This is a genomic window from Flavobacterium sp., assembly GCF_035299245.1.
Lineage (GTDB): Bacteria > Bacteroidota > Bacteroidia > Flavobacteriales > Flavobacteriaceae > Flavobacterium.
On the sequence record NZ_DATGWY010000002.1, the window covers coordinates 102,037 to 115,074 of the forward strand.

Annotated in this window: 12 protein-coding genes; 4 read left to right on the top strand and 8 right to left on the bottom strand. The window is 36.2% G+C overall.

Going from position 1 to position 13,038, the window contains the following annotated elements:
• Positions 1 to 12: 12 nt before the first annotated feature.
• The 5 genes from VK161_RS00925 to VK161_RS00945 are packed head-to-tail and all read right to left on the bottom strand — an operon-like array spanning position 13 to position 1,830.
• Complete coding sequence (locus tag VK161_RS00925; protein WP_324212864.1) at positions 13 to 375, bottom strand: DUF2200 domain-containing protein; 363 nt, start codon at positions 373 to 375, stop codon at positions 13 to 15.
• 58 nt (positions 376 to 433) lie between these two features.
• On the bottom strand, positions 434 to 847 hold the full coding sequence (locus VK161_RS00930) for a VOC family protein (protein ID WP_324212865.1): 414 nt from the start codon (positions 845 to 847) through the stop codon (positions 434 to 436).
• 3 nt (positions 848 to 850) lie between these two features.
• Positions 851 to 1,255: an SRPBCC family protein gene (locus tag VK161_RS00935; protein WP_324212866.1), complete on the bottom strand. Its 405-nt coding sequence runs from the start codon at positions 1,253 to 1,255 to the stop codon at positions 851 to 853.
• Positions 1,252 to 1,617, bottom strand: a complete 366-nt coding sequence (locus VK161_RS00940) for an iron chaperone (protein ID WP_324212867.1) — start codon at positions 1,615 to 1,617, stop codon at positions 1,252 to 1,254. The genes VK161_RS00935 and VK161_RS00940 overlap by 4 nt, the downstream gene beginning before the upstream one ends.
• Before the next feature lie 3 nt (positions 1,618 to 1,620).
• Positions 1,621 to 1,830: a hypothetical protein gene (locus VK161_RS00945; RefSeq protein WP_324212868.1), complete on the bottom strand. Its 210-nt coding sequence runs from the start codon at positions 1,828 to 1,830 to the stop codon at positions 1,621 to 1,623.
• A 169-nt stretch (positions 1,831 to 1,999) separates the two neighbouring features.
• Between VK161_RS00945 and VK161_RS00950 the strand changes: the two genes are divergently transcribed.
• Positions 2,000 to 2,974 (top strand): GlxA family transcriptional regulator, encoded by a 975-nt coding sequence (locus VK161_RS00950; RefSeq protein ID WP_324212869.1) that lies wholly within the window; start codon positions 2,000 to 2,002, stop codon positions 2,972 to 2,974.
• On the opposite strand, the gene VK161_RS00955 is transcribed toward VK161_RS00950, so the two are convergent.
• Positions 2,975 to 4,543 carry a protein adenylyltransferase SelO gene (locus VK161_RS00955; protein ID WP_324212870.1) on the bottom strand — a complete coding sequence of 523 codons (1,569 nt, stop codon included), beginning with the start codon at positions 4,541 to 4,543 and terminating at the stop codon, positions 2,975 to 2,977.
• A gap of 107 nt (positions 4,544 to 4,650) precedes the next feature.
• Between VK161_RS00955 and VK161_RS00960 the strand changes: the two genes are divergently transcribed.
• The 3 genes from VK161_RS00960 to VK161_RS00970 are packed head-to-tail and all read left to right on the top strand — an operon-like array spanning position 4,651 to position 10,119.
• Positions 4,651 to 6,135, top strand: coding sequence for an aminotransferase class V-fold PLP-dependent enzyme (locus VK161_RS00960; RefSeq protein ID WP_324212871.1), 1,485 nt, complete (start codon positions 4,651 to 4,653; stop codon positions 6,133 to 6,135).
• Positions 6,136 to 6,165: 30 nt separating this feature from the next.
• Entirely contained in the window at positions 6,166 to 7,857 is a 1,692-nt protein-coding gene (gene ettA / locus VK161_RS00965) for an energy-dependent translational throttle protein EttA (RefSeq protein WP_324212872.1), read from the top strand.
• 42 nt (positions 7,858 to 7,899) lie between these two features.
• The gene (locus VK161_RS00970; protein WP_324212873.1) at positions 7,900 to 10,119 is read left to right on the top strand and encodes a response regulator; all 2,220 of its coding nucleotides are present in this window, start codon (positions 7,900 to 7,902) and stop codon (positions 10,117 to 10,119) included.
• A 394-nt stretch (positions 10,120 to 10,513) separates the two neighbouring features.
• Here VK161_RS00970 and VK161_RS00975 read toward each other — a convergent pair whose 3' ends face one another.
• A complete protein-coding gene (locus VK161_RS00975) occupies positions 10,514 to 11,770 on the bottom strand; it encodes a DEAD/DEAH box helicase (RefSeq protein ID WP_324212874.1) in 1,257 nt (418 codons plus the stop codon).
• Between the two features lie 214 nt (positions 11,771 to 11,984).
• Positions 11,985 to 13,022: a formimidoylglutamase gene (locus VK161_RS00980; protein ID WP_324212875.1), complete on the bottom strand. Its 1,038-nt coding sequence runs from the start codon at positions 13,020 to 13,022 to the stop codon at positions 11,985 to 11,987.
• Positions 13,023 to 13,038 lie beyond the last annotated feature (16 nt).

Here is a 13,038-nt window from a genome sequence, read left to right on the forward strand (position 1 = left end):
TAATGGGATGTATTATTGTCGTAAAATTTTTTCCATTTGTTTTCCTTTGGCTAATTCGTCTATGAGTTTGTCTAAATATCGTACTTTTTTTGTCAGCGGATTTTCGATTTCTTCTATTCTATAACCGCAAATTACTCCTGTGATGAGTTGGGCATTAGGATGTAATGTTGCTCGTTCGAAGAACGTTTCAAAAGTGACTTTCTCATTGATGAGTTCTTGTAATTTTTTAGCATCAAATCCGGTGAGCCATTCAATTACTTGATGTAATTCATCAATTGTTCTTCCTTTGCTCTGAACCTTTGTAATGTAATGCGGATACACAGATGAAAAGGTCATTTTGGCTATTCGTTCGTTGTGTTTTTCAGTTTCTTGCATAGTTTTTATAATTAGCTACCAGTTGAGTTGACATAAACATAGATGTCAAGTGAATGATTTATTTAGGCATTTTAGAAAAATCCATGTACAGTACATTCCAACGATGACCATCCAAATCGCAAAATCCGCAACCGTACATCCAGCCTTGGTTTTCGCCTGGTTCACCAAATACAAATCCGCCCGCTTCTTTGGCTTTTCGGGCTAATTCGTCAACTTCTTCTCGACTTTCAGCATCCACAGAAATCAATACTTCAGATGATTTGCTAGTGTCGGTAATTTCGTGTTGTATAAAATTTTTAAATAGCTCTTCTGCAAAAAGCATGACTACAAAATTGGTTGATCCCAATAGCATACACGCCGAATGTTCTGTAGTTCGTTCTTCTAAAAAAGTGAATCCTAAATGCGTAAAAAACTCTTTTGATTTTAAGGCGTTCTTCACCGGAAGATTCAGCCATACTTGTTTTGTAGCCATAATTTAATTACTTTCGCAGTGTTTTTTAAAGTTGTCTAAAATCGCTTGCCAACCATCTCGTTGTAGCTCTTCAGAATGTACATTTTCAGGATCAAATGACTCTGTAATTTGAACTCCGTTTTCTGTTTTTTCAAATTGAATAACCACTTTTCGTCCATCAATAATATGGTATTCAATTAATGAAAATGCTTCCACTTTTGAGTATTCACCTTCAAAATCAAAACTCATAGTTCCGTCTTTGGAAGCCATAGTATAATTGAATTTTCCGCCTACTCTTAAGTCGTTAGTTGCTTTTGGACAATGCCAATCGTCAGACGCATTATTCCATTGCTTTACATGTTCGGGTTGTGTCCAAAATTCCCATGCTTTTTCTAAAGAAGCATGTACTGTAGTTTGTACTGTTATCATTTCTTTTTCTTTTTTTCTAGGTTTTGTTGCACTCGAAAAGTAGTAATTTTTGCTATTAAGTCATAAGGAATTGGCTCTTTTAACAAAAACTGGATCGTACCTTTGGATGTGTTGTATTGTTTGATTTCATCTGCAAATGCTTCAATTCCAGCAGCTCCAGGATAAAAACCAATGTGATTTTTATAACCCGCAAAATGCACCAAATTTCCGTAGTATTTGAACGTCGGAATTCCGTATCCAATGGTTTCTTCTGCTTCCGGAATGACATTGCGAATGGTTTTTCGAACTTGTTCTAAAATCAAAGCTACTTCTTTGGGCTGAGTGGCAATGTATTCGTCTATTGTTTTGATACTTGTATTCATAGTTTACAAAATTACTTCGCATTGAAAACCTTTCGAATTCATCAATTCAATAATTTCCAATGGATTGATTTTTTTTGCTTCGATTCTTAAAACATTATCACAATCATTCAAATCGAAATTGATTTTTAAAATACTATTTTTCTTGGATAATTCAGCTACTAATCGTTCAGCATCAGAATGATTTTGAACATTAGTTTTAAAAACTTCAACCATTTTTTTAGTTTACTATTAGAGGTTTATTTTACTTGAATTAATTGTATGATGATAGTAATCCTTCTTTATGTATCACAAAAATAGTACAGAATAAAAGGGTAAAAGTTATTGAAAAGTAAAATTTAGGGTCATTTAAGACAAAAGTATTATTTTTGAAAAAAGTTATGTTATGAAGCACATCGGACTCATTTTGCCACACGATTATAAACTTCTGAGCGTTGCAGCGTTGCTGGAAGTCCTGGAGACAGCCAATAAATTGGTTGTTGAAAGTGGAAAACCAACTCCGTTTTTGATTCGTTTATTGCAATTACCCAATCAATTAGAAAATGGTGAGGCCAATTTCCACAATTATCAGATTCAATCCACTTCAGAAATGAAAGATTCGATTGATATGATTCTGATTCCGGCTTTTACAACGGATAATATGAAAGAAACTATTGAGAAAAATACGGCTTATATTCCGTGGCTACACCAACAGTATCAAAAAGGCTCAGAAATTGCAAGCTTTTGTTCAGGTGCTTTTCTATTTGGAGCCAGCGGATTATTGAACGGAAAGTTTGCTACTACTCACATCGATGCGTGTAGTGCTTTCGAACGGCTTTTTCCAGAAGTAAAATTGAAATCAAATGAAACCGTAACTGCCGATGAGAGAACGTACACAAGTGGCGGTTCAACGTCGCTTTTTCATTTGATTATTCTCCTGGTTCAGAAGTATTGCGGAAGGGAAATTGCTGTGCAAGTTGCCAAATTATTTGCCATTGATATGGATCGTTATCAGCAAAGTTATTTTGGAACTTTTCGTCCTAATTACACGCACAATGACGAGTTGGTTTCAATGGTTCAAGAAAAGATTGAAAAACAATTCCATCAAATAGAAAAATTAGACGATGTATTGAATGAAATTCCATCCAGTCGGAGAAATATTGTACGTCGATTTAAATTGGCTACTGGAATTCCGCCCATCGAATACTTGCAAAACATCCGAATCGAATCCTCTAAAAAATATTTGGAACAAACTCAGTTAACAGTTTCAGAAATTATAGATAAATCGGGTTATACCGATCCAAAATCATTTCGAAAAGTATTTCAGAAAGTAGTCGGAATGAAACCTTTGGAGTACAGAGAAAAGTTCAAAGTACGGTAATTACGAACTGCACGAAAGCATCGAACAACCTACTTTTACTCGTGCCCAATCGGGTCTTTTGGCAAACCATTTTTCCATTTCGGGTTGTTCATCGTACGGTTTTTTGAGTAATCGATACAATTCGTCAACAATAGAATAATCATCATTATTCGCCGCATCAATAGCTAATTGTGCCATGTAATTTCGCAAAATGTATTTCGGATTGACTTTGTTCATGGCTAATTTTCGCTCCTCATCAGAAATGGTTTCTTTTTTCAAACGATCAATGTACTTGATGAACCATTTTTCCCATTCATTCAGAATTACTTTTTTCTTGATTTCTTCGGGTTTGTAGAATGCATTTGTAACAGTTGAGATTGCACAACCTGAGGTGAACTCTTTTTTAATCCGACCTAATTCTCTGTAAAATAGTGTCATGTCTGTCTCCGATAATTGAAGTGTTTTTTCCAAATCAGCGATGAGTTTGGTGTCTTCTTTGAGTGAATTCATCAAACCTAGTTTACTGCGCATCATATTCAAATAATCGTCTTCGTATTTTTTGCCAAAATCATTCAAAATGGCTTCTAAATCTTTGGTTTCTTCAATCAACGGATACAAAGCATTGGCTAATTGGTACAAATTCCACAATGCTACATCAGGTTGATTGCCATAGGCATAACGTTTGTTTTCATTGTCGGTTGTATTGGGTGTCCAATTCAAATTGTAATCTTCCAACCAACCGTACGGTCCGTAATCAATGGTGATTCCGTGAATCGACATATTATCGGTATTCATCACTCCGTGTACAAAACCCACACGTTGCCAATGAATCATTAATTGGCGTGTTTTTTGGGCAACCGATTTAAAAAAAGAAAGGTATTTTTCTTTGCCAAACTCATTAATTTCAGGAAAATAATATTGGATGGTAAAATCGGCCAGCAATTTCAAATTTTCAGTATCTCTTCGTGCGGCAAAAAGTTCGAAGCTTCCAAATCGAATGAAAGTTGGCGCCACACGGCATACAATTGCGCCTTTTTCGTATTCAGCATTTCCGTCGTAGAGCATATCTCTCAGTACTTCATTTCCAGTTAAAATCAATGATAATGAACGCGAAGTTGGAACGCCTAAATGATGCATGGCTTCACTACATAGATGTTCTCTTATAGACGAACGTAAAACCGCCAAACCATCACCGCGACGTGAATAGGGTGTTTTCCCGGCGCCTTTTAATTGCAGTGTAAAATGCTGATTGTTATGATCAATTTCGAATAAATTTATTGCTCTTCCATCGCCTAATTGTCCAGCCCAATTTCCAAATTGGTGGCCTGCGTAATTCATAGCAAATGGCTTAGTTTGTGGCTGAATTTTTTTTCCTGAGAAAACCTCTAAGAAATCATTTGATAACGTTATTTCTTTGTTGATGCCAACAAGTTGCGCCACTTCATCTGAAACATGAATCAATTTAGGGTTTTTGGGAATAACGGGATTCACATAACTAAAACACGATTGTTCCACTTGGCGTATAAAATTTTGCTCTTCAGGATCAGCTGGAAGTTCGTTGGTAAATCGGTTTTGAATGTTGAAATTCATGGGGATTTGTTGTTTTTTTCAAAGTTACTAAATAAATAGCAACTCTTATGCAATTGAAATTACGAAATAATTAAAAAAATGTATCTTTGAGCACAAATTTTTCAATTATGATTTCAACCGAAGTTACCACTCAATTGGAACAGTATTTTCAGCAATTCCGAAAAAATATCATCGGTATTGATCAAGAATTTGAGTCGCCTTATGGTTCTCAAAAAATCATTTATACCGATTGGACCGCCAGCGGGCGATTATACCGACCGATAGAAGAAAAATTAATGAACCAATTTGGACCTTTTGTGGCCAACACGCATACAGAAACTACGGTTTCGGGGACGGCAATGACTATGGCATACCACGAAGCCAAACACATCATTAAAAAACACGTCAATGCAAACGATAATGATGTTTTAATCAATACTGGGACAGGAATGACAGGCGTGGTGAATAAATTCCAACGCATTTTAGGATTGAAAATCCCAGAAAATATCAAAGAATACGTCGATCTTCCCAAAGAATTAAAGCCAATAGTTCTCATTTCCCATATGGAACACCATTCCAATCAAACTTCATGGCTGGAAACCATTGCCGATGTTGAGGTGATTCCTTGTGATGAAGAAGGACTATTTTGTTTAGAAGAATTCAAAAAAATATTGGATAAATACAAAGATCGAAGTTTTAAAATTGCCTCTATCACTTCGTGTTCTAACGTAACCGGAATCCAAACACCGTACCACGAAGTAGCCAAAATGATGCACGAAAATAACGGTGTGTGTTTTGTCGATTTTGCGTGTTCCGGACCGTATGTAGAAATCGATATGCATCCCGATAATGAACGTTATTTGGATGCCATTTTCTTTTCACCTCATAAGTTTTTGGGCGGACCAGGAACTTCGGGTGTATTGGTTTTCAATAAAAATCTATATAAAAATAATGTACCTGATTGTCCGGGTGGCGGAACCGTGAGTTGGACGAATCCTTGGGGTGAACACAAATACATTGACAATATCGAAGATAGAGAAGACGGTGGAACTCCAGGTTTTCTCCAAGTAATCAAAACTGCTTTGGCCATTCAGTTGAAAGAGCAAATGGGCGTGAAAAATATTCTAGAACGGGAACACGAAATTGTGGATTACGTTTTTGATCAATTGGGAACGGTTGAAAATATCACGATTTTAGCAGGTCAACACCAAAATAGATTGGGAGTGATTTCGTTTTACATTGATGACATGCACTATAATTTAGGCGTGAAAATTTTAAATGATAAATTCGGAATCCAAACGCGTGGTGGTTGTAGTTGTGCTGGAACTTACGGACACTTTTTACTTCACGTTGATCAAGAAACTTCGCACGATTTAGTATGTCAGATAACGTCAGGTGATTTGATCAAAAAACCGGGATGGATTCGAATGTCGATTCATCCAACCACAACATCCGATGAAATAAAATACGTTTGTGATAGTGTAAAAAGTCTCGCTCAACATCATAAAGAATGGGCAAATGATTATGTTTACAATCCAAAAACCAATGAATTCAGCCATAAAAATGCAAAACAATCTGAAAAAGAAATGATTAAAAGCTGGTTCACTAATTAATTCAAAATTTATAATTCAAAATAATTTAAAATGTCAGACGATAAAAAAGTGATTTTCTCAATGCAACGATTGAGCAAATCGTATCAAGGAAGTGATAAACAAGTATTAAAAAACATTTATTTAAGTTTCTTTTACGGAGCTAAAATCGGGATTCTCGGTTTGAATGGTTCGGGTAAATCAACCTTATTGAAAATTATAGCTGGTGTAGAAAAAAATTACCAAGGTGATGTCGTTTTCCAACCCGGATATACGGTGGGTTATTTGGAGCAAGAACCACAATTGGACGAGACCAAAACCGTAATTGAAGTGGTTCGTGAAGGTGTAGCTGAAACGGTTGCTATTTTAGACGAGTTCAACAAAATCAACGATATGTTTGGTTTGCCAGAAGTGTATGAAGATGCCGATAAGATGCAAAAACTAATGGATCGTCAGGCAGAACTTCAAGACAAAATTGATGCTTCTAATGCATGGGAATTGGATACCAAATTGGAAATTGCCATGGATGCTTTACGAACTCCAGAAGGCGATATGCCAATTAATGTGCTTTCAGGTGGTGAAAAACGCCGTGTAGCACTGTGTCGTTTGCTTTTGCAACAACCTGATGTATTATTATTGGATGAGCCTACCAACCACTTGGATGCTGAATCAGTTCTTTGGTTGGAACAACATTTAGCGCAATACTCTGGAACTGTAATTGCTGTAACGCACGACCGTTATTTCTTAGATAATGTGGCAGGTTGGATTTTGGAATTGGATAGAGGAGAAGGTATTCCGTGGAAAGGAAACTATTCGTCTTGGTTAGACCAAAAATCAAAACGCATGGAGCAAGAAGAAAAAGTGGCTTCCAAACGCAGAAAAACCTTAGAACGTGAGTTGGATTGGGTGCGTCAAGGTGCCAAAGGAAGACAAACTAAACAAAAAGCACGTCTTCAGAACTACGATAAACTGTTGAATGAAGACCAAAAAGAACTCGACGAAAAATTGGAAATCTACATTCCAAATGGACCGCGTTTGGGAACTAACGTAATCGAAGCTAAACATGTAGCGAAAGCATTTGGAGATAAATTATTATACGATGATTTGAATTTCACCTTGCCTCAAGCAGGAATTGTTGGAGTTATTGGTCCGAATGGAGCTGGTAAATCGACTATTTTCAGAATGATTATGAAAGAACAGCAACCTGATAGCGGTGAATTCACTATTGGAGAAACCGTGAAAATCGCTTACGTTGACCAATCGCATTCCAACATCGATCCGAATAAATCGATATGGGAAAACTTCTGCGACGGTCAGGAATTAATCATGATGGGCGGACGACAAGTTAACTCAAGAGCGTATTTGTCTCGTTTCAATTTCGGAGGAAGTGACCAAAACAAAAAAGTAGCTACTCTTTCGGGTGGTGAGCGAAATAGATTGCACCTTGCAATGACCTTAAAAGAAGAAGGAAACGTACTGTTACTGGATGAGCCAACCAATGATTTGGATGTAAACACGCTACGTGCTTTGGAAGAAGGTTTGGAAAATTTTGCAGGTTGTGCGGTAGTAATTTCCCACGATAGATGGTTTTTAGATCGTATTTGTACACATATCTTAGCATTTGAAGGCGACTCACAAGTGTACTTCTTTGAAGGTGGTTTCTCTGATTACGAAGAGAATAAGAAAAAACGTTTGGGGGATGTGAATCCGACTCGAATCAAATACAAAAAATTAATTCGCGACTAACATCAGTTTTAATTCATTAAAAACCTCATTAAAACGATTAGTTTGAGAAGAATTCATCATTCAATTTTACTTCTATTTGCTTTTTTTAGCAGTGTAGCTTTTTCGCAAGAAACTACGCCAACAAAAAAGCAAGTAGATGTTTTGTTGAGAGATGCAGGAAATGCTTTTGTCAATTTAGAAATTGATAAATCACTCAATCTTTCTAAAAAAGCTTTGGACAATGCCTATTTGTTAAAAGATGATGTCTTGAAAGCCAAAGCCTACAACTTGATAGCATTGAATTTTGAAGAGTTCTATGATGTTAAGAAAAGTATAGAATACTATGAAAAAGCGCTTGAATATGCCAATGCTACATCAAATGACAGTTTGAAATGTTGGGTAAATAATAACTTAGGAAGCGTTTATTCGTACCGAGAAAATAATTTAAAAAAGAGCATTCCTTACTACAAAGAAGCTTTAAAAGCGGCAAAGAAAATCAATGATTCGATTGAAATCACCTACACTAACCTCAATATTTGTGGCGCTTATTTTGCTGAAAATGATTTTGAAAGAGGGTTAGTCTATCTCAAAACTCCCGAAAAGTTCATCAACAAAAGTGATTTAGTCGAAGCCAAAATTACACAATCTACATTGTACGGTTCGTATTACAGTCATTTGAATCAAGATGAAAAAGCCGAATACTATTATAAAAGAGCAATACAATTCGGAACCATCAACAAAGACAACTTATACGAATCGTATGTAAGTGATGTGTATAAGGATTTTTCTAACTTTTACAAGAAGAAAAAAGACTACGAAAAAGCGTTGTATTACCTCGATTTACATGATAAATTAGTAGAAAAAATCTACAACGATGACCGTGTAAAAAAAGCAAAACTTTCAGGTAGTTCAATTGAATTTAGTGAATACGAACGCAAGATCAGTCAAATTGAAGAAGAGAAAGACATACAGTATAAAAATCTACGCAAATCAAAAGTGATTGTAGGTTTGTTTTTGATTATTTTGTTGACACTCGGACTTCTAACCTATAATTACTATAAAAACTACAAGCTGATTCGAAAACTCAATGGTAAATTACTCAAAGCCAATGAAGATCTTAAAGTAGCTAAAGAAAAAGCCGAAGAAGCTTCTCAATTGAAATCGCAATTCGTTTCTACTATTAGCCACGAACTTCGAACACCATTGTATGGAGTAGTTGGAATCACCAATATCATAGTCGATGAACACAAAGAGTTAGAGAAAAGTCCGCACCTCAATTCACTCAAATTTTCAGCTCGTTACTTACTTTCTTTGGTAAACGATTTGCTTCAAATCAATAAAATTGAAGAAAATCGTGTGAATCTTGAAAACATGATTTTTAATGTTTGCGACGAAATCAACACTATTGCTGATTCATTAGAATTCATCGCCATCAAAAACAATAATAAAATCACCACAGAAATTGATACGGATATTCCAGAATATTTGATTGGAGATAAACTTCGATTATCGCAAGTAGTTTTGAATTTATTGAGCAATGCCTTGAAATTTACTAAAGATGGAGAAATAAAAGTCATTGTCAACCAGGAACGAATAGAAGGCAATAAACACTTCATTAATTTTAAAATAAAAGATAATGGTGTCGGAATTGCCAAAGAAGATCAAGAAAAGATTTTTGATAAATTTGTTCAAATCGAACGGAAAGAAGGTGATTATCAAGGCACAGGTTTGGGATTGTCTATAGTTAAGAAATTAGTTGAGGTTTTTGATAGTACAATTACATTAGAAAGCGAACTCGGAAAAGGAACTACCTTTTCATTTACCATTGGATTTATTGTCGATGAAAGCAAACGAAACGAAATCATCAACAATATTGAAGTTGATTTGTCTACCCATCATTTGTACAAAATTTTGGTGGTCGAAGACAATAAAATCAATCAGGTTGTCACTCGAAAAATCCTGCAAAACAACAACTTTGTTTGTAAAGTAGTCGATGATGGCTACACTGCTATCGACTTGCTCGAAACTGAAAAATACGATCTGATTTTAATGGACATCAACATGCCAGTTATCAACGGATTTGAAACCACCAAACTCATTCGTAAAAAAGGCTATACCATTCCGATTGTGGCGTTAACTGCATTTGATAAACAAGAAATCTCCGAACAAGCACTTTCGTGCGGAATGAACGATGTCATCATCAAACCATTTGATTCTTCGAGGTTAATCATGATCATCAACAACAGCATTCAAAATACAAATTCAGAACCAAAAACAAGTTAATAAGATGCCACAGATGCACAGATTTAATTTATTTAAAGTCTTTGCATTTGCGGTAAAATTAAAAGAATCAATTTGTTGTAATTTGTGAAATTTGTGTTTATAAAAATGTCACAGATTACCTATTCTGTTCGACCTTTGGTCTCGAATCACAGATTTTATTAATTACAAATCTGTGAATCAGCGGCAAAATTAAACGAATCAATTTGTGGTAATTTGTGAAACCTGCCTGTCGGCAGACAGGTTTGTGTTTATGAAAACGCCACAGATTACTTTGTCTGTTCGACCTTTGGTCTCGAGTCACAGATTTAATTTGTTTGAAATCTGTGAATCAGCGGCAAAATTTTATAATTAGTTTGCAATAATTTGTGTTATAGTAAGCAAAAAAAAACGCCAGTTAATACCAGCGTTTTTTATTCTTTTTAGAAGCATCCGATTTTCTCGAATTCCCTGAATTTGTATTGGGTTTCTTTTTATTTCTTAAGTCGGGTTTTGCCTCCGGATTTGGCTCCACATCTTTAAAAGGATACGGATGATCTTCGACTACTTTTACTTTTATTCGGATTAATTTTTCGATGTCTTTCCAGTACGTTAATTCGTCTTTTCCGCAAAATGAAATCGCTAAACCAGAATTTCCAGCTCTTCCTGTACGACCAATTCGGTGAACGTACGTTTCAGAAATATTAGGTATATCAAAATTGATTACAAAAGGCAAACTTTCAATATCAATTCCACGTGCCGCAATATCGGTAGCGACCAAAACTGAAATCTCTTTGTTTTTAAAGGCTTCTAATACACGTTGGCGTGCGTTTTGCGACTTATCACCATGAATGGCTTCAGCTGTTACTCCATTTTTCTTCAGGGCTTTTACCACATTATCGGCACCGTGTTTAGTTCGGGTAAACACCAAAACATTATTAATTTTATCATTGCGAATGATGTGGTACAATAAACTTCGCTTGTCTTCTTTACCAACAAAATAGACTTTTTGATTCACGGTTTCTGCTGTGGAAGAAACGGGTGTAACCGAAACGTATTTTGGAGTAGTTAAAAATGTATCTGCTAATTCGCGAATTGCCATTGGCATAGTAGCCGAAAACAAAAGTGTTTGACGATTATTTGGCGTCAATTTTACAATCTTTTTTACGTCGTTGATGAAACCCATATCGAGCATTTGATCGGCTTCGTCTAACACCAAAAAGTGCAAATGATCCAAGTCGATAAATCCTTGTTTGTGCAAATCTAAAAGTCGGCCTGGAGTGGCAATTAAGATGTCAATTCCTTTTTTGAGTTGATCAACTTGTGGCACTTGACTCACACCACCAAAAATTACCATCGAGCGTATGTTGGTGTATTTTCCATACGTATTGAAACTTTCGTCAATTTGGATGGCGAGTTCGCGAGTAGGCGTGACTACTAGTGTTCGAATTACTTTTCGTTTGTTGGTTGAACCGACCATTCGGTGCAATGTATTGATGATTGGAATGGCAAAAGCGGCTGTTTTTCCGGTTCCGGTTTGTGCGCAACCTACTAAATCGGTTCCTTCTAAAATAATCGGAATGGCTTGTTGCTGAATAGGTGTAGGCGTTTCGTAGCCTTCTTCAGTCAATGCGGTTTGTATGTTTCGTAATAAGTTTAAATCGTTGAATGTCATAAATGTACTGCTGCTTGAACTGTTTCAAGTGAGTGCAAAGATAGACTTTATTTAATTAATGGGTTTTTACGAGGTTTTTTTACTAAATTTTCTTAGGAATTTTGCATTGACAAAAGACGATTATCATCTAGCCCTGATTGGAGGAATCCGCCTAGGCGGAGACGGAAAGCAGGAAAATGGATTACAAGAATGCCCAAGCCTTTCGCTTCAAAAACTACACACTATCGCGTTTGGCTTTCATAAAATCGGTGATTAAATAGCCAATTAATTTACCCACTAAATGATTGTTTTTTTCGTTGCCTAAACTCGGCGCGCCTTCGCAAATGTGCAAATAAGCCGCGTGAGGATGTTTGCCAAAGAAGTAAATGAAACGACGCAATTCTTCTACTGAAAATCCGCTCAAGGTCATGGCACTACTCGGAATATTCGGAATCGAATCCAAATCAATTTCGACGCCGTAATGCGTATCGTTGATGAAATTGTGTGCCAAACTCATTTCGTTTTGAAAGTTTTTTTCTTGGCGAATGTTGATTTGGTCGTAGGTGTTGTATTGCACGCGGTTTTCGATATCGCGCAGTTTTTTTAGTACACTTTTGGAAGTATAGCTTTCGTGTAAACCGAAGATGAAGTAGTTTTTAAGAAAACCTTCTTCGTAAGCGTAGGAAAATCCGTTGCCACTGTGACGACCTTCTAAAATTCTGAAATCAGAATGCGCGTCAAAATTAATTGCGTTGATCGGTTTTCCTTTAGCCAAAGCAGTTCCTTTGATGTTACCGTAAGCATTGTTGTGTCCGCCGCCAATTACAATCGGAATTTTTCCTGCTTTTACTATTGTGGTAATAATATGCGCCACTTCTTTATCGATTTGAACCACCAATTCACTCATTTTTTTTCGATCGATGGTATTGTGGAAATCCAGTTGTTGAATTTCGTGCATTTCATCTGAAACGTCTAATTGCCCTAAAATAAGCAAGTCATAGCCTTTACAGAAGCGATTGTGTTGAATGTTGGCGATGCTTTTGATGGCACTTTCCCAAGCCGAATCGGCTCCAGGGCGACCAAAATTAGCGCGTACACCAATGTCTTCTGGTATTCCAAAAAGGACAAATTGTGGTTCGGAGTTTTTTAGAAAAGTAACAATGTCTGCGTCTTTTGGAATGGTAACCATTTGCTCGCCGAATTTTACTTCACCACTTCGGAAGTTGGTTATCTTTGATAAATCTGAAGTTGTGAACCGAATCAACTTTTCCATAAAAAAATCTTTCACC

Bases quoted from the DNA above. Each gene is read 5' to 3' on its own strand.
- VK161_RS00945 (WP_324212868.1), bottom strand. From the start codon at position 1,830: ATGGTTGAAGTTTTTAAAACTAATGTTCAAAATCATTCTGATGCTGAA.
- VK161_RS00930 (WP_324212865.1), bottom strand. From the start codon at position 847: ATGGCTACAAAACAAGTATGGCTGAATCTTCCGGTGAAGAACGCCTTA.
- VK161_RS00960 (WP_324212871.1), top strand. From the start codon at position 4,651: ATGATTTCAACCGAAGTTACCACTCAATTGGAACAGTATTTTCAGCAA.
- VK161_RS00955 (WP_324212870.1), bottom strand. From the start codon at position 4,543: ATGAATTTCAACATTCAAAACCGATTTACCAACGAACTTCCAGCTGAT.
- VK161_RS00940 (WP_324212867.1), bottom strand. From the start codon at position 1,617: ATGAATACAAGTATCAAAACAATAGACGAATACATTGCCACTCAGCCC.
- VK161_RS00935 (WP_324212866.1), bottom strand. From the start codon at position 1,255: ATGATAACAGTACAAACTACAGTACATGCTTCTTTAGAAAAAGCATGG.
- VK161_RS00975 (WP_324212874.1), bottom strand. From the start codon at position 11,770: ATGACATTCAACGATTTAAACTTATTACGAAACATACAAACCGCATTG.
- VK161_RS00980 (WP_324212875.1), bottom strand. From the start codon at position 13,022: ATGGAAAAGTTGATTCGGTTCACAACTTCAGATTTATCAAAGATAACC.
- VK161_RS00925 (WP_324212864.1), bottom strand. From the start codon at position 375: ATGCAAGAAACTGAAAAACACAACGAACGAATAGCCAAAATGACCTTT.
- ettA (WP_324212872.1), top strand. From the start codon at position 6,166: ATGTCAGACGATAAAAAAGTGATTTTCTCAATGCAACGATTGAGCAAA.
- VK161_RS00950 (WP_324212869.1), top strand. From the start codon at position 2,000: ATGAAGCACATCGGACTCATTTTGCCACACGATTATAAACTTCTGAGC.